We start from the raw sequence: 21,293 nt of genomic DNA, 5'->3' as shown, positions 1-21,293 counted from the left end.
GACAATCCAGCTTTCTAAGCAAGAGCGCGTCCCCAACAAGGTAGCCGCTCATTTATAAATATAATAATACATATAGCAATACGACTCACCGAGTAGCATATGCAAGCAAAACATAAGCCTACTTCATTCGATCCGAATCGTGCGGACTTCGAACCCTATGGTTTAACCTGTACGCAATGGCAGCCTTCACCTATGCAGCGGCCAGACCACCACAATGAGGTTGAGCTGAATTTTCTAAAATCGGGATCAGTAACCTATATACACGGCGGTAAAAAAACCGTTGTACAAGTAGGAAAACTAAGTGCTTTTTGGGCGGCCATACCACATCAAATAATCGACTTTTCACACGAAACTGAATTCTTCGTGGCTACTATACCACTGCAACATTTTTTACAGTGGCGCCTGCCGGAAGAATTTGTTCAGCCGTTAATGCGCGGCCAATTTTTGTGTGAAGACAGCATCGACAAAGCCAGCTCCGACACCTATTTATTTCAACATTGGGAATTAGACTTACTCGACGACCTGCCGAGAAACGAAAAGCCCGTTATTTTGGAAATGCAAGCGCGCCTTACACGCTTCGCTTTAAACTGCCCTGCTATTTCAGAATCGCAGTCCGTTCGTAACCACCTCGCGTCCGTTAGTGACAGCGGATTAAATAAAGTCGAAAAAATGGCTTGCTTTATCGCAAAAAACTACACGCAAAAACTCACCGTTCGACAGGTTGGTGAGCACGTAAATTTACACCCCAACTACGCAATGAATCTTTTCCAAAAAACATTTGGAACCACATTAATTAATTATTTAACACAACACCGTGTATCGCACGCGCAACGCTTGCTTAGCACAACTGATATGCCGATCACAGAAATCGCCTTGCAATCCGGCTTTTTATCCATTAGCCGTTTTAACGATGCTTTCTGTCGTGCTTGTGGATGTTCGCCCCGAGAATATCGAAGCTCTCTTATATTGACTGAACAATAAACCCATAGAATATGTAGGGCACCTCTATTCACTAATACTTCCTACATCTTATCTTTCCGGCAGACATTTTTAGTAATCAGGATGAAATAACCCTACAAGCTAGTTAATCTGTCCAACGTCTTCACCGATACCCCTTTTGGTAAAGACATATCCTTTCTAGATTTTGCATGACTAGAAATGTTTTTGAATCGTTGTGACGACTGATTCGATAACGCGGGTTTGCACTGCACTTTATTACCCATTTTAGGCCGGCACATGCCGGCCTTCTTTTCCCCTCAAAAGCTTATTATACCGGCAGTATAAGTCCACATACAGGATGTTCTAGCTGAAAAATCATATTAAGCTCCGTTCCCTACTCAAACTATTAGTCAAATTACCTCCTTTTAAAGCGAAAGGTACTCCATGTCGCATTCCAGCCCATCTCCCCGCACTGTTTTTGGCGTTATCATCAGCAATCGGGATTTCTTCCCCGACCAACTTATTGGTGATGCACGGCGCGATGTCCTGCAAATTTTCGAAGAAAACGGTGTTGAGGCTATTCTCCTCAGCCCAGAAGATACTAAGCTAGGTGGCGTCGAAACACATGCTGATGCACGAAAATGTGCTGAGCTTTTCCGGAAAGAACGTGATCGCATTGATGGTGTTCTGGTTGTATTGCCTAACTTCGGAGATGAAAAAGCTGTTACCGATACGCTAAAAATTGCTGACCTCAATGTGCCTATTTTGGTACAGGCCTATCCAGACGACTTAGAAAAACTTGATGTTGTTAGGCGCCGAGATGCATTTTGCGGAAAAATTTCGGTCTGTAACAACTTGCGGCAAGTAGGATTCCCCTACTCACTTACCAACAAACATGTAGTTTCACTCCAGGACCAATCTTTTAAAGCCGATTTAAATCATTTTGTTTCTGTATGCCGAGTAGTAAAAGGATTACGGCATTTACGTATAGGTGCAGTTGGAGCAAGGCCGGGGGCATTTAATACGGTACGCTACAGTGAAAAAATTCTTGAGCGAAACGGCATTAACGTTACAACCGTCGATCTTTCAGAAATACTGGGAAAAGCAGAAAAAATTCACGCAGACGATTTACGTGTTTCTGAAAAAATAAAAGAAATTGACGACTACACCTCTACTACTGAAGTGCCCTCAGACAAGCTCGTGCAAATGGCGAGACTGGGAATTGTGCTCGATGAATTTGTTGCGAAAAACCAACTGGATTGTACCGCCATACAATGTTGGACATCGGTACAATCCAATCATGGCTGTAACGTCTGCACCAGCATGAGCATGATGAGTGAAAACTTTATGCCAAGCGCATGTGAAGTGGACGTTACCGGTGTATTAACCATGTACGCCATGCAATTGGCTTCGGGCTCACCCAGTGCTCTGGTCGACTGGAACAACAATTACGGCGCAGAAGACGATAAATGCGTTCTTTTCCATTGCGGTAACTGGGCTAAATCTTTCACTCCCGACATGAAAATTTCTACCGCACCTATTCTGGGCACCATTGCCGGCGAGGAAAACACCTGGGGGGCTTTAGATGGTCGAACCCCGGCAAACCCGCTTACTTACGCTCGTATCACTACCGACGATACCAGTGGCATTATTCGGGCCTATGTTGGCGAAGGCCAGCTTACCGACGATGAACTCAAAACCTTTGGCAATCGCGCCGTTGCGCAGGTACCAAAATTACAAAAATTATTGAAGCACGTCTGTAACGAAGGCTTTGAGCACCACGTAGTGATGAATGCCTCCCACAGTGCCAGCGTGCTCAACGAAGCCTTTAGCCGTTACCTCGGCTGGGAAGTGTATTACCACCAAGCACCCCAGGATTAAAAATGCTAAGCGATGACCAGCTTGCCGTTAAGTCGCTGCACTACCGACGCAATATAATCCATTGGATCAAACAGGCTGGTGCGGGGCACACCGGCGGAAGTTTGTCGTGCACGGATATATTAAATGTTCTTTACAACCGCATATTAAACGTTACGCCGGCTAATTTTTCGGCAGCGACACGTGATCGCTATGTGCAAAGCAAAGGTCATTCTGTTGAGGCACTCTTTGCTGTATTGGCCGATAAAGGCTTCTTTGACGCTTCGGAACTCTCCACTCTTTGCCAGTATCAATCCCACTTCGTTGGGCACCCTACACGTAAGGTTCCGGGGGTGGAGCAAAATACCGGAGGTCTTGGTCACGGGTTACCCCTCTGTACGGGTATGGCCATAGGCGGCAAACTAGATTCTGCTAGTTATCGGGTTTTTACCTTACTAGGAGATGGTGAGCTAGCTGAAGGCTCAAACTGGGAGGCCGCTATGGCAGCGTCCCATTATCAACTCGATAACCTTACCGTAATCGTTGACTGTAACAGCCTGCAAATTACAGGACGAACCCACGACGTAATGAACAACGAACCTCTTGCTGAAAAATTCTCCGCTTTTGGTTGGGCCGTACGCACCGTAGATGGCCACAATTTTGACGAATTGACCAATGCATTATCGACCCCCTTAAAAACCGATAAGCCCAGCGCCATTATTGCTCGCACCACCAAAGGCAAAGGCATTAGCTTTATTGAAGATGTGCCAAAGTGGCACCACCGTGTGCCCACTGATGACGAATACAGCCAAGCGCTGACTGAACTCGATACCGCACTTGCACACTATGCGGAGGCCACCCCATGAGCGCGCCGGCCCCATCGATGCATTCTAATTTGGCAAAAGAAACCGCACGCGACCTTGGATTAAAGCTTGGTAAATCTAACCTAGATGTCTTCGCTGAAACCTTGCTTAAACTCGCCAAAGAAGACCGTAATATACTGGCCGTTACCAGCGATTCACGTGGCTCAGGCAAACTGGTGCCGTTTGCTGACGCATTGCCAAAGCAAATTGTCGAGGTGGGTATTGCCGAACAAAACCTTGTAGGTGTTGCGGCGGGCCTGGCATCAGTGAACAAAACAGTATTTGCTGTATCACCTGCCTGCTTTCTTACCGCGCGCGCACTAGAGCAGGTGAAAAACGACGTCGCATACTCAGACAATCCTGTAACACTGGTTGGTATTAGTGCGGGGGTTAGCTACGGCGCACTGGGTTCAACACACCACTCCCTGCACGACCTAGCGGCACTGCGAGCCATTAACAACCTAGCCATTGTTGCACCTGCCGACAACCTCGAAACACGTGAATATGTGAACGCGGCAGCAGCGTCAGGATCGCCTTTTTATCTCCGCTTTGGCAAAGCGGCCCTGTATGACCTGCCTTATACTCCCCCCTTTAATTTACATATGGCGCGCACTTTACGCTCCGGTAAGGACGCAGCATTTATTGCCACCGGTGAAACTGCAATTCATGCATTGCTAGCAGCAAAACACCTGCAGGAATCGGTGGGAATCAACTGTAGAGTTATCAGTATGCCCTCCATTAAGCCTATGGACCGTGAGGCTGTACTCGATGCCGCTGGCGAGTGTCGTGCGGTCGTTACGGTTGAGGAGCATATGGTAAATGGTGGATTGGGCGAAGCCTGTGCTGCAATACTCGCGGAATCTGGCGCAATTTGTAAATTTAAAATTGCAGGCATTCCAGATGAATATACCGTTACCGGTAGCCAAGCGGATATTTTTCGCCACTACGGATTAACCATGGAAGGTCTAGCGAATACCATGCTTAAGCTTTTGGAGGATTAGTCGCCATGCCCTTGTTACTCGCTTTAGACCAAAGCACATCAGCCACCAAAGCAAACCTGTTCAATCACAATGGCCACTGCCTAGATCGTGAATCACGTATTCATCGTCAACACTACCCAGCACCTGGTTTTGTTGAGCACGACGCCGAAGAAATTTGGCAGAACGTACTGTCTGTTGCGCGCACGCTTATAAATCGCAACCAGCAGCGTATTGATCAACTTGTTGGTATTAGTATTACTAATCAACGGGAAACTATTGTTGTTTTTGACCGTGAGACAGGTAAGCCTTTATACCCCGCAATGGTATGGCAATGTCGGCGAGGTGAAAGCCTCTGTAAAGCCCATATCAATGCGGGACACAGCGAGCTGGTAAGCTCCCGTACCGGATTGCGGCTTGATCCATATTTTTCAGCCTCGAAGATCCAGTGGCTGTTACAAAATAACGCCTCCCTTAAAGCCGCAATCAATAGTGGCAAAGCCCTGATCGGCACCATCGAAACCTACCTAATATACCGATTAACCCAGTGCAGTGTTTTTGCCACAGATCACACCAATGCCAGCCGCACACTATTGTATGATATTGGCGCATTAAGGTGGGACCAAGAGCTATGCGCGTTGTGGCAGGTACCACTGCATAGCCTTGCTGAAGTTCGCTCCAGCGAAGATTGTTTCGGTGAAACAACGCTAAACAATGCCTTGAAGCACCCGATACCGATAGTTGGCGTAATTGGCGACTCCCAGGCCTCTCTATTTGCCCAACGCTGCTTTGACCGAGGTTCAGCCAAGGCCACCTTTGGCACAGGGTCATCTTTACTCTTGAATATTGGTTCAAAGCTTTTAATATCAAAGCGGGGTGTTGTAACGGCTCTGGCGTGGGTGCATGGGGGTAAACCTACCTATGCATTTGAAGGTATTATTATCAATTCAGCGGCCACCTTAGAGTGGCTAAAAAACCAGCTAGGGTTCGTTGACGATATTAATGAGTTTGAAACCCTATCTAAGGATGTCAGCGATTCTGGGGGCGTGTTTCTGGTTCCCGCCTTTTCTGGGCTTGGTTTCCCTCATTGGAGACCCGACGCTAGGGCAGCCATTGTAGGTCTTTCAGGTCATAGTGATCGGCGGCATATTGCGAGGGCTGCGATTGAATCCATCGCCTATCAATTGTGTGATGCCGTAGATGCCATGCAAAACGAAAGTGGTATCGATATGAGCGAACTCAAAGTTGATGGGGGCCCAACCAATAATAAATTCCTTATGCAGTTTACAGCCGATATTATGCAAACAAACCTGGCAGTATCGAAAACAAGTGAATGCTCAGCACTTGGTGCAGCACTTATGGGTTTTCTCGGCCTCGGACACTTTAGCTCTCTCGACGACATAAAAGCACTAAAACTGGAGGAACAATACTTTCCGCCCAAAATGCAACCATCGGAGGCCAGCACCTATCACGAAGACTGGACCGCCGCCGTTATTCAAGTACTCGCTGGAACAAGCCAACAAAACGTTTAATACTGGAACATCAATAGATGATAAAGAATAAAAAAATAGTTGCCCTTCTCTCTATAGTACTTTGCTGCGCGGCAATTGTTACCGGCTGCAGTAAATCGAACAATCAGGCAGGCACTACTCACGAACCAAAATCTAATTCAGAAAAGCGTATAGCCGTGGTTATTTCCACCTTGAATAACCCATGGTTTGTCGTACTCGCCGAAACGGCGCGTGATCGCGCCCAAGAGTTGGGCTATAAAGCCACTATTTTTGATTCTCAAAATGACCCGGCAAAAGAATCCGCCAACTTTGATAACATTATTGCTTCCAAGTATCAGGCCATTCTTTTTAACCCTACCGATGCCAACGGCTCTGTTGCCAACGTTCGAAAATCCAAAACAGCCAATATCCCGGTCTTCTGTATGGATCGTGAAATTAACGCCATCGACACAGCCACATCACAGATATTGTCAGACAATTATTCCGGTGCTGTAAAAGTCGGACAGTACTTTGTAAAACAACTGAATAAAAACGGAAAATATGTGGAACTACTCGGTCTTGTGGGTGACAACAACACTTGGAATCGCTCAAAAGGCTTCCACAGCGTAGTCGATCGTTTTGAGGGGCTGGAAATGGTAGCCCAGCAAAGTGCAGATTTCGATCGAGCAAAAGCACTCGATGTGATGGAATCGCTTCTTCAGGCAAATCCGGACATCAGCGCGGTCTTTGCAGGCAATGACGCCATGGCAATGGGTGCCTACCAAGCCTTAGTCGCTAACAATAAAGCCGACAAAATAAAAGTCTTTGGCTTTGACGGCGCAGACGACGTAGTCAAATTGATTTCCGAAGGAAAGATTGAGGCCACCGCAATGCAGTTCCCAAAAACCATGGCTCTCACTGCAGCGGAAAGTGCCCACGATTACATCAATGGCAAGCGCGACTTCCCGCAGAAAATACCTGTAGCGGTCGAATTGGTGCATATAAACAATGTTCACAAGTACAGTGACTATGGCCGAAATTAACGTGCTCAACAGCACAATTTTTCCATTTAAAAATTCAAAAAAACGCTCTTACTCGCGAGTGAAAATGCTTTGTCTGAGAAGCATAATGGCGGTGATACTCATCGCGACTGTAAGCACATTATTCCCTCTGTTCCATCTCGTTCCACTCAAAGAGGCCCAGCAAAAAACCGCTGATGAACAATTTGATGTATATACCTACGTCAATACTTTATGGAATTCCCTGTTAAGCAATACCGATACCCTCGCGGTGGAGGTAAACACCCTAAGTGCCACCCTTGAAGAAGGCCTAGAGGTTGCATCCAACCGGTTTGGTCACCGACTTGGCATGGGTAGCAATGCGGCCTACTTTGTACATGGCACGGGTAAAATAGTAGCGGTAGACACCGACGTTGTTTCAATCGAATTTTCAGGTGGTTCTAAAGCTATTATTGAATTTGGGCCCGTATTTGGTAATGCCATTAGAGATGGGGCTGGCTTGCTCGATATCAGCGATTTTTCCAACACTCAAGACTTTAATGCCATTTCGACTGAAATTAATCGCAGAGTGGAGACCCAAGTTTTGCCCACACTTAAAAACATTGCGCAGCCTGGCGTATCAATACGCTTTGTTGGTGGCGTTGAAGTACTCGATTCAATGCCCGAGTCTCCCCTCTTCGTGATCCCCATACTTGTTGAATTGTTATAAGGGGACACCGTGGTACCGTCTGCTGATATTATTTTAGAAGCTCAAGGCATTTCAAAATCATTTCCCGGCGTTCGTGCGTTAGGTGATGTTGACCTTACACTTCGCCGAGGTCGTTTAACAGCTTTGCTTGGAGAAAACGGCGCTGGAAAATCCACACTTATGAATATTCTCGCTGGCGTCTTAATAAAAGATTCTGGCAACCTTAAACTCAACGGAAAGAAGGTTAGCTTTTCAAACCCCAGAGAAGCACTTGATGCCGGTATAGCCATGATTCATCAAGAATTGAATCTGGTTGCCAACCTCACAGTGGCTGAAAACATTTTTCTTGGTCGTGAACCCTTAAACACATTTGGGCTTATCGATACACCAAAAATGAATCAGGACACAAAAAATCTGCTAGAAAAAATTGGCCTAAATGTAAAACCGAACACCCCGCTAGCTCAACTACGCGTTGGCCAACAACAGCTTGTCGAAATAGCAAAAGCCATTTCGTGTAATGCGCGGGTACTCATAATGGATGAACCCACCTCAGCCATTACAGAGCAAGAAATAGACGTACTGTTTGATATTGTAAGCACCCTTAAGCAACAGGGCGTAGCCATTGCTTACATCACTCATAAACTGGAAGAATTGCCGCGAATCGCTGACGACGCTATTGTTATGCGCGATGGAAAACTGATTCGCACGGCAGATATTCGAGAGCTCTCCCGCGACGAAATCGTACGTTTAATGGTTGGCCGCGAAATTCCGCCAGAAACAAACCGCCAGCACCTATCTCATACTGACGAAGTACTTCGCGTAGAGAACCTATCCCTGTCTTATCCCAACAGGCCCGGCGATTATTTATTGCAAAATATAAGCTTTAGCGTTAACCGTGGTGAAATACTTGGTTTTTTCGGTTTAATGGGGGCTGGGCGAACGGAGCTATTTGAAGCTATTTTTGGCTTGCACCCACAGAAGTCTACAGGCCTAATTTCAATTGAACGTAAATCGGTAACCATACGCTCACCTGCAGATGCCATTGCACATGGTCTAGCACTCGCGCCCGAAGACCGTAAGCAAGAAGGCCTTATTATGGGTATGTCGGTAGAAGAAAACACAAGTCTGGCGTGCTTGAAACGCTTCGACCGTTGGGGAATACTGGATAAGTCCGCCGAGACACGTATGGCAAACGAAGCCATTGTGCGCTTTAAGGTAAAAACCTCATCAGGAAAAGATCTAATTCGCAATCTCAGTGGCGGAAATCAGCAAAAAGTTATTCTTGGTAAATGGTTGGCAGCACAACCGCAGATCTTGCTATTAGATGAGCCAACCCGCGGCATTGACGTAAATGCCAAAGCCGAGATCTACTCAATAATCCAGGAGCTTAGTGCAAGCGGCATTACCGTCGTATTTGTATCATCTGAACTACCCGAAATTCTTACCTTGGCTGATCGAATTGTGGTTTTGTGCGAAGGTCGTAAAACCGCAGAATTTGACCGTAACAGCTCCAATGCCGAATCCATAATCAATGCTGCTCTGCCCCAAGGAGTAGTGAAAGCGTGAATCCTCTTTGACTATGAATAATAATTCCACTTATAGACTGCCCTCTCTCAGTAAAGAAACGCTGGCAAAGTCTCAATCATTAATTGCGCTAGCGATCATGGTATTGGCCATGTCATTGTTATCCGACGCATTTTTAACAGCAGACAATGGCTGGAATATTTTAAGGCAAATATCAGTAAATCTATGCCTTTCAATTGGTATGACACTGATCATTCTCTCCGGCGGCATTGACCTGTCGGTTGGTGCCATACTCGCCTTGGCTGGAGCGATTGCTGCCGGCGTGCTGAAAAATGGCATTGCACTGCCCATGTTCGATACCTTAATTCAATTCACAGTTGCAGGGGCGATTGTAAGCGGCATTGCTATAGGCATGCTCTTGGGCTGGTTTAACGGTTTTGTTATCACTCAGTTCAAGGTGCCTCCTTTCGTGGCGACCTTAGGCATGTTTAGCATTGCACGTGGCTTAACCATGCTTTGGACCGGTGGTTTTCCCATAACGGGCCTTGGCAGTAGTTTTGCGTATATAGGTACTGGTAGTTTTATGGGTATTCCTATGCCTGTTTGGATTTCCGCGTGCTTAGTTGCAGTGTTTGTAACCGTTACGGGCAAAACACGTTTCGGACGGTATTTGTATGCGCTAGGCGGCAACGAACGCGCTGCACTATTAACGGGCCTCCGAGTTAACCGCATAAAAATATGGGTATACACTCTAGGTGGTGGCCTCGCGGGTATTGCAGGGCTTCTCGTTACCGCACGGCTAGATTCCGCCCAACCCAATGCCGGGCTTGGCTACGAACTCGACGCAATTGCCGCCGTTGTTATCGGTGGTACATCGCTCTCAGGCGGCAGAGGTACGGTTATGGGTACTGTTTTAGGGTGCCTTATAATAGGCGTGTTAAATAACGGTCTCTTTTTAATGAATGTGTCACCCTTTTGGCAGCAGGTTATTAAAGGCGCGGTCATCCTCGCAGCGGTTGCCATTGATAGAGCGAACGTAAAAAACCAGGACAATTAGCATGCGCTCATATTGTGCACTGTTCTTCCTATTATTTGTAACAGCTCCGGCCTACAGTGTGGACGCTGAACGACTTCGCCTTATTGTTTCTACCGATATCGGTGGCACCGACCCAGATGACCTCCAGTCAATGGTTCATCTACTCTTATATGCCGATACATTTGATATTGAAGGGCTAGTATCTTCGCCATTTGGCCCCGGTCGAAAAAAACACATACTTAACATTATTAGCCTTTACGAAAAGGACTACCCTTTTCTCTCTGCCCATTCGAACCAATACCCAACTCCTGCGACACTGCGCGAAATAACTAAACAAGGCGAAACCGAACTTGCCCCTTTTCAAGGCTACCGAAACAGCACCGAAGGCTCGCAATGGATAATTAAACGCGCACGCGTTAAAGATCCTCGCCCGCTGCACTTACTAGTATGGGGTGGACTGGAAGATTTGGCTCAAGCCCTACACGATGCCCCCGATATCTTGCCAAAGCTCAGGGTTTATTATATTGGCGGCCCCAATAAAAAATGGTCGCCCGACGCCTATCACTATATTGCCACCCATCACCCAAAACTTTGGCTCATTGAATCAAATGCCACCTACCGCGGTTGGTTTGTTGGTGGCAACCAGGAAGGTGAGTGGGGGAATAAAGCATTTGTATCCACCCATATCGCTGACCACTGCGCACTGGGGAATTACTTTGCCTCGCTATTAGATGGCACAATGAAGATGGGCGACACACCCTCGGTGGCCCGACTGCTAAACGGCAACCCAGAAGACCCTTCTCAGCCTAGCTGGGGCGGCGAATACGTGCGAGCTTGGCCACGCCCCTATAGGGTATTTCAAGGGCTCACTACAGAAAAAGACACCATTGAAGAATTCGGTATTGCTGAATTTGTTTTGCCGCTCGGCGAAACTGGAGTACCAAAGGCCCAGCAGAATGTAGGCGCGACCATGCATATCGAAAATCAAGCATTAGTTGGCTTTGTAGACAACAATAACCTGCGTTTTCGTTTTTCTCCGAAAGCGGCTCGTCCCTTTCTCTACACAATAAAAAGTACTGACTTAACCCTTAACGGTAAAACTGGCGTCCTTACGGCAATTCCCACTAACCCTGAAGCGGCTTCAATTCCGGACAAAAATTTACCCCATTGGTGGGTAGATAACCCGACAACAGTATACTCTGAAGGCCCACACATCGGAGCGAAAACAGTTAGCCGCTGGCGGAAAGCGTATTTAAGCGATTTCGCTAAACGCTTGCAGCGCTGTCAAACCCCCTCCGTCACAACACTTCCCTTAGAGAACCTCCAATAATGAAAGGAATAGTCTCGTTTTTTGCAACGGTCATTTTTTTGGGTTTTTCTACTCTAGTATTCGCCGAAGAAAAACCACGTATTATCGTTACCAGTGATGGCGAGATCGACGATGAATGCTCGATGGTACGCTTTCTTTTATACGCTAACGAATGGGATATTGAAGGAATAATAACCTCAAGTTCTCAGTACCACTGGCAGGGGCATAAATGGGCCGGAGACGATTGGGCACAACCGTTACTGCAAGCCTACGCCAAAGTTCAGCCCAATCTAACTAGACACGACTCCCGATACCCTACCGCCGAATACCTTCAAGCACATACCTTTCTTGGGAATGTGAAAGCAGAGGGTGAGATGACCGAAATCACCCCCGGATCTGAGCACATAGTAAAAGTATTGTTGGATGAATCTGACCACCGCCCCGTTTGGTTGCAAGCGTGGGGCGGCACCAACACGATTGCCCGCGCACTAAAAACCATTGAAGAAAAACACCCAGACAAAATGGAGTATGTGGCCAATAAAATACGTTTTTTCTTTATTTGGGAGCAAGACAAAACCTACCAGGAATATATTCGTCCACGCTGGGGGAAATACCAAATTCTAACCATCATCTCGGATCAGTTCTGGGCCATCGCCTACCAATGGAACAAAATCCAACCTTCCCACATGCGTCAGTACTTTGAAGCCTCGTGGATGAATGACAATATTCTCAATGACCATGGCCCGCTCTGCTCTGCTTACAAGGCCCATGTTAAAGGAAGTTATGGACTGTCGGGCGACTACAACTTTACCGTTGGCGATTTTCGCTCTGAAGGTGATTCGCCGGCATTCTTACATACTATTAACACCGGCTTACGCAACTTAGAATCTCCAGGCTGGGGCGGCTGGGGCGGCCGTTATGTCCGGGTGCGAGATAATACCTGGCTCGACCCTGTGCCGGTAGAGGGTTATATTCACCCAGAGGGACGTTGGTACACAAGCTCTGCCTGGGGGCGCAATAGTATGCGCGAGGGTACTAAAACCACTGAACAACAGCGACTAGAATACTTCAAACCTATGTGGCGCTGGAGCAAAGCACTACAAAATGATTTTGCCGCACGCGCAGACTGGAGCGTAAAACCGTATGAAACGGCAAATCACCCACCGCAGGTTAAAATTGCTCATGACATCAACCTAAAAGCTAAGCCCGGAGCAAATATACAGCTAAATGCCGCTGGCACGTCAGACCCTGACGGCGATGCGCTCTCGTTCCGGTGGTGGCAGTACCAAGAAGCGGGCACCTACAAGAAAACGATTAGCCTCTCAAACGCCAATCAACCTAGCACTACATTCAGCGTGCCAAAAGATGCGAATAAGAACGATACAATACACCTAATTTTAGAAGTGACCGACAGTGGAACTCCAATGCTGACGCGGTATAAGCGGGTAATAATCGAAATCGAATAAGTTTTAATATTGATTGGGATATAAGACACTTCTACACCTTTATTTTGTCCTCTGCGCGCCCGTCAAGGCTTTATGTACAATGAGTAGAAGCTCTCTAATTCTGTTAAAACAAAAACAGGAGTATTCATGAACCATAATAAATCTATAACCCTAATTTTTGTTTGTTTACTGTTCAGTGTAAACCTCTTCGCCCAAACACAAAAAGAAGAAAAAGCACGCAATCCTGAATATGAAGTGCCCTACGAACTGCCAACAATTACGGGCATCAAAGACGCCTTAAATAGCATACGTGTTTATTACGAATCAACGAGCACACAAACCATTATCAACGCTGAAACAGGGATAGAAATTACTAATATTTCATCGCCCAATAAAAACGCGATCGTGTCCAAGGGATTTTCGAGCGAGTGGTCTTATACCCACGGCGTTGTGTTATCCGCTTTCGACTATATTGATAATGTAACAGGTGATAAACGTTTTTTTAATAACAACACCAAATTCTATGATTTCGTTATCCAATACCGCCCCTATTTCCAGAAACAGGCCCAAACCTATGGGGCAAGAGAAAAGATAGGTGCCTGGGGTAGAATCCTTAACTTTCATGCCCTTGATGATTGCGGCTCGATAACCGCCGCCATGATAAAAACCTACCAAAAAGACAAAAACGAAGAGTATCTTGAGCTCATCAACATTACAGCCGATTACATTTCCAACAAACAGTTGCGTCTGAAAGATGGCACTCTGGCACGCCATCGCCCGCAGTATCAATCTATTTGGGCAGACGACATCTACATGAGCGTCCCCTTCCTCGCCAACATGGGCAAACTAACTGGCGACAATAAATACTTCGACGATGCCATAAAACAAATAGTGCAGATGGCCGAGCGGCTATACGTGCCCGAAAAAAGTTTATTTGATCACGGCTGGAGCGTAACGTCTGGAGACTATGACCCGCGCTTTTATTGGGCACGAGCCAATGGCTGGACACTGATGGCAATGACAGAGCTACTCAGCGCAACGCCAGTAGATTACCCTAACCGCGACAAGGTACTGCATTTGTACCGGTCAATGATTCGTAGCCTTGCCACTTTACAGAACGGAAGCGGGTTTTGGCACAACATGCTAGATAAACCCGATACTTTTTTAGAAACCTCCGCCACCGCAATGTTTACCTTTGTAATTGCCAAAGGCATCAATGAAGGCTGGATTAACCATGTGTACGGCCCGGTAGCCATTACCGGCTGGAATGCTATTAATTCACGCATACTCGAAGATGGTGCTGTAGACGGCACAGTTGAAGGCACCACCTTCGCACACGACAACACCTACTACTACAATCGCGGAACCAGTAAATATGCTACCCATGGATACGGGCCAGCACTTTACGCTGGCGCCGAAATGATACGGTTATTGCAAAATCGAAATATTGAAATAGAACCCACTCGAGCTAATGCGCGCAATAGCACCTTTCATTTCCGCTTAAAAAACGAATGGCCGGTAAAGGGCACCTCTACTAATTGACTTTAATCTCGTCGCGGCCTAGCAAGCATTCGGGAAAACACAGTCCTAAATTTACACGCTACAATTACGCTAGATCATTGGGGTAACAAAATGACATCCAGATTTCTATACGCAGTGCTATTTTCGTTATTGGTCATAAGCAAAGTGGCAGTGGCAGACAAATCTGAGTACGGTCGGCTTGAAGTCGCCGATAATGGTCGCCACCTTCAGTACGAGAACAAGGCTCCTTTCTTTTATCTCGGCGACACAGCGTGGAGTTTATTTCATCGGCTCAACAGAGAAGAAGCTAACACTTACCTCGAAGACCGAGCGCAAAAAGGATTTACCGTTATTCAAGCGGTAGCGCTGGCTGAATTGGACGGCCTAACCGTGCCAAATCCATACGGCGAGCTCCCCCTAATCGACCTAGATCCCGCACAACCGAACGAAAAATATTTTGAGCACGTTGACTATATAGTGGCACAGGCAGAATCACTCGGCCTTCACATAGGTTTCTTACCTACGTGGGGTAAATACTGGAAGTCTGGCGACGCTAAAAAAATATTCACCCAAAAAAATGCACGTACATACGGTCGCTTTCTGGGTAATCGCTATCGGGATAATGCCATCATCTGGATACTTGGTGGAGATCAGAATGTTGTTAGCAAAGAAGAGCGCAGCATCATTGACGCAATGGCCGCAGGAATTAAAGCCGGCGACGGCGGAAACCATCTTATGACCTTTCACCCGCGCGGGCCAGGCCAGTCTTCGGCACAATTACAAAAAGCACGCTGGTTAGATTTTCATATGTCACAAACATCCCATGCCGGGCGCAACCTCGATACGGGCCTTTACGTCGAGCGTGATCTATTACTTAAACCCATACGCCCTACTCTCGACGGTGAGCCTCGCTACGAAGGTATTCCTATTGGCTTCTATTTAAAAGAACACAACCGATTACTGCGTTTCGATGACGATGATGTACGTCAGGCCGCATGGTGGTCGGTTATGGCGGGTGCCTGTGGTCACACCTACGGCAACAACAATATATGGCAAATGTGGCAACCGGGCAGAAAGCCCGCTATTGGTGCCAACATTCCTTGGGTAGAAGCGCTTGAACATCCTGGCGCAATGCAAATGGGTCTCCTGCGGCGGTTCATGGAAGCCAACCAATTCCAAAACCTTATACCAGATCAAAGCCTGATCGTAGACGGTCCCGTACGAGGGCCTGCCAAGATACGGGCAATGCGAGCGCGTGATGGCTCGCGTATTGTCATATATTCACCGCGCGGCGAGAGCTTTACGCTCGACCAAAGTAAGCTCAACGCAGTACGTTCAAAAAAAACATGGTTTGACCCGCGCTACGGTGCTTCCTATGAGTTTCGTACCTCACCGCGCGATAGAGATAATCAAACTTTTCAAATATTTACACCGCCCACATCTGGACGCGGGCAGGACTGGATATTAGTGTTCGAACGAATTCCGGAGCAATAAGCCGCATCGATTTTTTTATGGGGTAAGTGATAGCCCTCAAATCTCAGCGCACAAGTCACGGCGTTCAAATTAACAGTAGGTTTAATTCTAGATGAAAAAAATTCACTTATTGACGCCAGTACACGCCTACATTTTGGCAGCGCTAATGACCTGTTTATTACCGGCCCACGCGGCCATTAATATACAGGTTGAGCAATGGGGAGTTTTCGAACTCACCCTACCTGGCCCTACGAAAGGCAACCCATTTACGGAAGTACAGCTGTCCGCTAACTTTACGAATGGAGTCAAAACCCTAAAGGCAAACGGATTTTACGACGGTAAAGGCCTCTACAAAATCCGTTTTATGCCCGACAGCATTGGAAACTGGGCCTATATTACCCATAGCAACCGCTGGGAGCTTACCGGACAACAAGGTAACTTCGTTGCCGTGGCCCCTTCACCAGAAAACCACGGGCCAGTAAGCGTTGCACACACGTTTCATTTTTCGTATGCAGATGGCACGCCCTTTAAGCCGATAGGTACTACATCTTATACCTGGACGCACCGCCCGGATAAAATAGAAGAACAAACACTAAGCACACTGGCCTCTTCACCTTTTAATAAAATACGCATGTGTGTATTCCCACAAACACACGGCACCAAAGGCTTACCGCCCAAGCGTTTCCCGTTTGCGGGCAAGCCCACCAAACCTGACTACTCGCGCTTTAACCCGGATTTTTTTCAACACCTCGAAAAACGACTGAGCCAGCTGCAAGAACTCAATATTGAAGCCGACCTGATTTTATTCCACCCTTACGATGATAAACATATTTGGGGGCTAGATAATATGGCCCCAGAGGTTGAAGAAAGATACTTGCGTTATATTGTCGCTCGCTTAAGTGCCTATCGAAATGTGTGGTGGTCGCTAGCCAATGAATACGACTTTATTCGCACCAAAACGGAAGAAGACTGGGATAGACTTTTCAAGATTGTAGCGAATTCTGACCCATACCAACACCTGCGCTCCATTCACAATGGAAAAAAGATATACAACCATACAAAACCTTGGGTAACCCATGTCAGTATGCAAAATGGATTGGCCGTTACCAGCCCCGGCAGTGCACAGCTTTATCGTGATGTTTACAACAAACCTATCGTCTATGACGAAGTTGAATACGAAGGAAATTATGCCTCTCGTTGGGCCCAATTAAGCGGGCAAGAACTGGTTCATCGTTTTTGGGCAGGTTCGGTTGTGGGAACCTACGTGGGTCATAGTGAATTCTTCGTTGAACCAGGCGATAGCGATAAATTCGTTTGGCTCGGTCAGGGTGGCACCCTAAAAGGAGAAAGCCCTGCCAGACTCAAATTCTTGCGTACTATTCTTGAAGAGGGTCCAGCAAATGGCATCGAACCTACTGACAAGTGGTGGAACCCTAATATTGGCGGCCAGCGTGGTGAATATTACCTCATTTATTTTGGCCATAAAACACCGAAGAACTGGTCATTCACATTACCAGCAAAAGGGCTAGAAAATGGAATGGCCTTCAACCTTGATATAATCGACACCTGGGGAATGACAATCACACCGGTTGAAGGGGTTTTTGAAATAGAACGTAAAGACCGCTATAGCTTCACTGACACCCACAATCGCTCTATTCCGCTACCGCAAAAACCGGCTATCGCTTTACGTATCACGCGAGTTATTGGAAGCCACTAACCCAAGGTATGCAGGGTTACATTGAGTCAAGCGATAGTTTTTAAAATAATAGAGAAACATCACGAAATAAAATTGAGGGGAAGAATGAGCGGAGAAATGACCATACCGAATACTCGTAAAACAATTATCTCAAGGAAATTGTTTTCGATTTTTTTTGTTAGTCTTTCGTGTTTCTTATTAAATATCAACTTTGTCTATGCGGACAAAAAACCAAGTATAAAGCCCCGTGTTTTTGTTCTTACTGACATCGAAAACGAACCCGACGACGCGCAGTCGATGGTACGTTTTCTCACTTATTCAAATCAGTGGGACATAGAAGGCCTAGTAGCCACAACATCTGTTCATCAGAAAAACCATACGGCCGCCGCGCGTATTCGGAAAATCATCAACGCATACGGTAAGGTACAAAACAATTTATTGCTGCACGAACCAGGATTTCCCACCGAAAACTATTTGCTCTCCATAGTACGTGAAGGCCATTCATCTTACGGGATGACTGCGGTAGGAAAAGGCATGGATTCCGAAGGGAGTAAATTATTAATCCAACAAGTTGATAAAAACGACTCCCGCCCGCTTTGGGTAAGCATATGGGGTGGCCCGAACGTATTGGCACAAGCGCTGTGGAAAATTCGTGAAACCCGCACGCCCCAAGAACTGAAAAGATTTGTGTCGAAGATCCGTGTTTACACCATTTCAGATCAAGATGATTCCGGCCCCTGGATCAGGAAAAACTTCCCCGATCTATTCTATATAGCAAGCCCAGGCATCCATTCTGGTGGTGCGTATCATCATGCGACTTGGAGTGGTATTAGCGGCGACAATTTTCACGCGCGCTTTAGTGGCGCTGACTTCTCGGTCGTTGATAACCCTTGGCTAGACAAACACGTTCGAAGTAAAGGGCCACTGGGTGCACAATACCCCTATACGAAGTATTTAATGGAAGGCGATACCCCAAGCTTTCTGGGTCTGATTAATAATGGCCTCAATTCACTTGAGCACCCAAATTGGGGTAGCTGGGGTGGACGTTACGAACTTTACACGCCGCGATTCGAACGCTGGTTTATACAAAAAGAGACACGCCCCTTGTGGACCAACGCCACAGACGAAGTACTTGGCCATGACGGCCGAAGGCATACCAGTAATCACGCCACCATTTGGCGTTGGCGCAAGGCCTTTCAAAACGACTTTGCCGCAAGGATGGATTGGACCACTCAACCCTATGCAGACACTAATCACCCACCCGTTGTAAAATTGGCGACCCCCGCAGCCATTACGGCCAAACCCGGTGGTCGCGTTGAACTCAGCGCAATAGGCTCAACCGACCCGGATAGCGATCAGCTTTCCTATCGATGGTTCTACTACCTAGAAGCCGGTAGTTTTACGGTATCCAGTGCGCGTAGCGGTCAACCCGTCGAGATACAAAATTTTGACCAACCCCAAGCGTGGTTTAATATTCCAACTAAGCGCGTACTGCGTAAAGGAACCATGCATATTATTCTAGCCGTTACTGACCATGGTAAACCTCGGCTTACCCGCTACAAGCGTGTAATTATTTCGGTAAAACCCTAATTTTTAAATTTGAGCATTACAGCCAACAAAGAGACTCGGATGCAATGAGAAGAGCCAATAAAATACCAGCCATATCTCAAACAAAACCAACCAGGTTGAGTATTCGCAGTGCCTCTGTGCTGGCCCTCACCTTATTCCTAGTATCAAATGCGAGCCAGGCCAATGACAACCATCCAGCAGGAATCATTGACGAAAAACCTAGACTGTTCGTGCTCACCGATATAGGCGGAGACCCCGATGACCAAATGTCTATGGTGCGACTCATGACCTATGCCAACCAACTAGACATTGAAGGCTTAGTGGCCACAGCTACCGGGCACGAAAAAAAACGTATTGAACCTCAACGTATCAAACGTATCGTTAAAGCCTATGGCGAGGTGCAGAACAACCTACTTCTCCACGAACCGGGATACCCCTCGGCGAAATCATTACTCAATGTAATATCACAGGGAATACCCGTTCACGATATGCAGGGCGTGGGTAAAGGCAAAGATTCACCGGGCTCGGAACTACTCATTCAGGCAGTGGATCGCGATGATCCTCGGCCATTGTGGATAAACGTATGGGGCGGCCCCAACGTGCTCGCGCAAGCGCTTTGGAAGGTGCGTGAAACACGAAACGCTGAACAACTTGCCACTTTTGTTTCCAAACTGCGTGTTTATGCGATTTCAGATCAGGACAACAGCGGCCCGTGGATACGAAAGGAATTCCCCGCACTGTTTTATATTGTTACACCTGGCATTAACGCTGGTGGGGGCTTCCACCATGCGACATGGATTGCGATTGGCGGAGACAAATTCCATGGACGCTTCGGAGGCGCAGACTACTCGCTAGTGACTAACGAATGGCTAGATCGCAATGTACGTCAAAAAGGTACACTTGGAGCGGAATATCCTCGCTGGAAATTTATGATGGAAGGCGATACGCCAGCGTTTTTCTACCTTCTTAATAACGGTTTAAGCAGCACGAAAAACCCAAACTGGGGTGGCTGGGGTGGTCGCTATGAATTGTATATTCCCCGAAAAGAAAAGTGGTTTTTAGAAGAGGAAACCCGCCCAATCTGGACAAATGCCCAAGATGAAGTACTTGGCAACGATGGTGAATGGCATACAACCAATCACGCAACGATTTGGCGCTGGCGCGAAGCCTACCAAAACGATTTTTCGGCACGAATGGATTGGACTATAAAACCCTACAGCGAAGCCAACCACCCACCAGTGCCGAAACTGGGCCACCCGGAAACTATAACCGCCAAACCCGGTGAACGTGTAGATCTTGATGCTACCCCCACCTCGGACCCAGACGGAGACGCCGTATCCTACGAGTGGTTTGTTTATGCTGAAGCCGGTACCCGTGGAATTTCAAATTCTAGAACAGGCGTAATGCTCGATATTAAAAACTTTGATAAAGCCAAAGCCTGGTTCATCGTAAAAACCAAACGTGTTATGCCGCCAGGCACAGGTACTATGCATATTATTCTTGCGGTAACTGACCATGGCATACCTCGTCTCACTCGCTATAAGCGAGTAATCGTCGATGTTCAGCCATAGAGTAGCGCTTGCTTAACTGCCTTGCACACCCCATAGCGCAGGGCGCTATGCATTAGTTTTAACCCTGCGCGGATTAGTGCAATGCTATCTACGCAGCAAAAGGCTAGCTGCATTCAAAAGACGCTCACCGCCTCAACAAAAGGCAGCCGCATAAAACAATAAGAATCATGCCAGAACAGGGCAATCGCGCGACACTTTTCACAAGCAAATATTTTATTACTATCAAAAATCATTTGCTCTACTAACTCTCTCTCTCAATCGATTCAATTATTTTCATAAAGTAATAGCCAAACACCACAAACGCTCCTCAAATGAA

The 21,293-nt window shown here is 47.0% G+C and carries 16 protein-coding genes; all 16 read left to right on the top strand.

The annotated features are described in order from the left end of the window. Nucleotides 1-99: 99 nt before the first annotated feature. Nucleotides 100-981 carry a helix-turn-helix domain-containing protein gene (locus H5336_RS16840; RefSeq protein WP_185235394.1) on the top strand — a complete coding sequence of 294 codons (882 nt, stop codon included), beginning with the start codon at nucleotides 100-102 and terminating at the stop codon, nucleotides 979-981. Between the two features lie 402 nt (nucleotides 982-1,383). Then, nucleotides 1,384-2,820 carry an L-fucose/L-arabinose isomerase family protein gene (locus H5336_RS16835; protein WP_185235393.1) on the top strand — a complete coding sequence of 479 codons (1,437 nt, stop codon included), beginning with the start codon at nucleotides 1,384-1,386 and terminating at the stop codon, nucleotides 2,818-2,820. A 2-nt stretch (nucleotides 2,821-2,822) separates the two neighbouring features. Continuing rightward, nucleotides 2,823-3,662, top strand: coding sequence for a transketolase (locus H5336_RS16830; RefSeq protein WP_185235392.1), 840 nt, complete (start codon nucleotides 2,823-2,825; stop codon nucleotides 3,660-3,662). Further along, the gene (locus H5336_RS16825) at nucleotides 3,659-4,660 is read left to right on the top strand and encodes a transketolase family protein (protein ID WP_221628078.1); all 1,002 of its coding nucleotides are present in this window, start codon (nucleotides 3,659-3,661) and stop codon (nucleotides 4,658-4,660) included. Before H5336_RS16830 ends, H5336_RS16825 begins: the two co-directional genes overlap by 4 nt. A gap of 5 nt (nucleotides 4,661-4,665) precedes the next feature. After that, nucleotides 4,666-6,168, top strand: a complete 1,503-nt coding sequence (locus tag H5336_RS16820; RefSeq protein ID WP_185235391.1) for an FGGY family carbohydrate kinase — start codon at nucleotides 4,666-4,668, stop codon at nucleotides 6,166-6,168. Nucleotides 6,169-6,185: 17 nt separating this feature from the next. After that, nucleotides 6,186-7,169, top strand: a complete 984-nt coding sequence (locus H5336_RS16815) for a D-ribose ABC transporter substrate-binding protein (protein WP_185235390.1) — start codon at nucleotides 6,186-6,188, stop codon at nucleotides 7,167-7,169. Nucleotides 7,170-7,254: 85 nt separating this feature from the next. Further along, the gene (locus tag H5336_RS16810) at nucleotides 7,255-7,854 is read left to right on the top strand and encodes a DUF2291 family protein (protein WP_185235389.1); all 600 of its coding nucleotides are present in this window, start codon (nucleotides 7,255-7,257) and stop codon (nucleotides 7,852-7,854) included. Between the two features lie 9 nt (nucleotides 7,855-7,863). Further along, nucleotides 7,864-9,399 carry a sugar ABC transporter ATP-binding protein gene (locus H5336_RS23660; RefSeq protein WP_185235388.1) on the top strand — a complete coding sequence of 512 codons (1,536 nt, stop codon included), beginning with the start codon at nucleotides 7,864-7,866 and terminating at the stop codon, nucleotides 9,397-9,399. Between the two features lie 13 nt (nucleotides 9,400-9,412). Then, on the top strand, nucleotides 9,413-10,414 hold the full coding sequence (locus tag H5336_RS16800) for an ABC transporter permease (protein ID WP_185235387.1): 1,002 nt from the start codon (nucleotides 9,413-9,415) through the stop codon (nucleotides 10,412-10,414). A 1-nt stretch (nucleotide 10,415) separates the two neighbouring features. Then, nucleotides 10,416-11,723 carry a DUF1593 domain-containing protein gene (locus H5336_RS16795; RefSeq protein ID WP_185235386.1) on the top strand — a complete coding sequence of 436 codons (1,308 nt, stop codon included), beginning with the start codon at nucleotides 10,416-10,418 and terminating at the stop codon, nucleotides 11,721-11,723. After that, entirely contained in the window at nucleotides 11,723-13,168 is a 1,446-nt protein-coding gene (locus H5336_RS16790) for a DUF1593 domain-containing protein (protein WP_185235385.1), read from the top strand. The genes H5336_RS16795 and H5336_RS16790 overlap by 1 nt, the downstream gene beginning before the upstream one ends. Nucleotides 13,169-13,294: 126 nt before the next feature. Continuing rightward, nucleotides 13,295-14,689: a glycoside hydrolase family 88/105 protein gene (locus tag H5336_RS16785; protein ID WP_185235384.1), complete on the top strand. Its 1,395-nt coding sequence runs from the start codon at nucleotides 13,295-13,297 to the stop codon at nucleotides 14,687-14,689. Nucleotides 14,690-14,779: 90 nt separating this feature from the next. Next, nucleotides 14,780-16,162 carry a glycoside hydrolase family 140 protein gene (locus H5336_RS16780; protein ID WP_185235383.1) on the top strand — a complete coding sequence of 461 codons (1,383 nt, stop codon included), beginning with the start codon at nucleotides 14,780-14,782 and terminating at the stop codon, nucleotides 16,160-16,162. Nucleotides 16,163-16,253: 91 nt separating this feature from the next. Then, on the top strand, nucleotides 16,254-17,858 hold the full coding sequence (locus H5336_RS16775; RefSeq protein WP_221628077.1) for a DUF5060 domain-containing protein: 1,605 nt from the start codon (nucleotides 16,254-16,256) through the stop codon (nucleotides 17,856-17,858). A gap of 96 nt (nucleotides 17,859-17,954) precedes the next feature. Then, nucleotides 17,955-19,427 (top strand): DUF1593 domain-containing protein, encoded by a 1,473-nt coding sequence (locus H5336_RS16770; protein WP_185235805.1) that lies wholly within the window; start codon nucleotides 17,955-17,957, stop codon nucleotides 19,425-19,427. Nucleotides 19,428-19,471: 44 nt separating this feature from the next. Further along, nucleotides 19,472-20,977 (top strand): nucleoside hydrolase-like domain-containing protein, encoded by a 1,506-nt coding sequence (locus H5336_RS16765; RefSeq protein WP_185235382.1) that lies wholly within the window; start codon nucleotides 19,472-19,474, stop codon nucleotides 20,975-20,977. Nucleotides 20,978-21,293 lie beyond the last annotated feature (316 nt).

Origin of the sequence: Teredinibacter franksiae, assembly GCF_014218805.1 — a bacterium.
GTDB classification, from domain to species: Bacteria; Pseudomonadota; Gammaproteobacteria; order Pseudomonadales; family Cellvibrionaceae; genus Teredinibacter; species Teredinibacter franksiae.
Note: the sequence above shows the minus strand (reverse complement) of the source record. Positions and strands in the feature narration are given on the sequence as shown.

Bases quoted from the DNA above. Each gene is read 5' to 3' on its own strand.
- H5336_RS16840 (WP_185235394.1), top strand. From the start codon at position 100: ATGCAAGCAAAACATAAGCCTACTTCATTCGATCCGAATCGTGCGGAC.
- H5336_RS16835 (WP_185235393.1), top strand. From the start codon at position 1,384: ATGTCGCATTCCAGCCCATCTCCCCGCACTGTTTTTGGCGTTATCATC.
- H5336_RS16830 (WP_185235392.1), top strand. From the start codon at position 2,823: ATGCTAAGCGATGACCAGCTTGCCGTTAAGTCGCTGCACTACCGACGC.
- H5336_RS16825 (WP_221628078.1), top strand. From the start codon at position 3,659: ATGAGCGCGCCGGCCCCATCGATGCATTCTAATTTGGCAAAAGAAACC.
- H5336_RS16820 (WP_185235391.1), top strand. From the start codon at position 4,666: ATGCCCTTGTTACTCGCTTTAGACCAAAGCACATCAGCCACCAAAGCA.
- H5336_RS16815 (WP_185235390.1), top strand. From the start codon at position 6,186: ATGATAAAGAATAAAAAAATAGTTGCCCTTCTCTCTATAGTACTTTGC.
- H5336_RS16810 (WP_185235389.1), top strand. From the start codon at position 7,255: ATGGCGGTGATACTCATCGCGACTGTAAGCACATTATTCCCTCTGTTC.
- H5336_RS16800 (WP_185235387.1), top strand. From the start codon at position 9,413: ATGAATAATAATTCCACTTATAGACTGCCCTCTCTCAGTAAAGAAACG.
- H5336_RS16795 (WP_185235386.1), top strand. From the start codon at position 10,416: ATGCGCTCATATTGTGCACTGTTCTTCCTATTATTTGTAACAGCTCCG.
- H5336_RS16790 (WP_185235385.1), top strand. From the start codon at position 11,723: ATGAAAGGAATAGTCTCGTTTTTTGCAACGGTCATTTTTTTGGGTTTT.
- H5336_RS16785 (WP_185235384.1), top strand. From the start codon at position 13,295: ATGAACCATAATAAATCTATAACCCTAATTTTTGTTTGTTTACTGTTC.
- H5336_RS16780 (WP_185235383.1), top strand. From the start codon at position 14,780: ATGACATCCAGATTTCTATACGCAGTGCTATTTTCGTTATTGGTCATA.
- H5336_RS16775 (WP_221628077.1), top strand. From the start codon at position 16,254: ATGAAAAAAATTCACTTATTGACGCCAGTACACGCCTACATTTTGGCA.
- H5336_RS16770 (WP_185235805.1), top strand. From the start codon at position 17,955: ATGACCATACCGAATACTCGTAAAACAATTATCTCAAGGAAATTGTTT.
- H5336_RS16765 (WP_185235382.1), top strand. From the start codon at position 19,472: ATGAGAAGAGCCAATAAAATACCAGCCATATCTCAAACAAAACCAACC.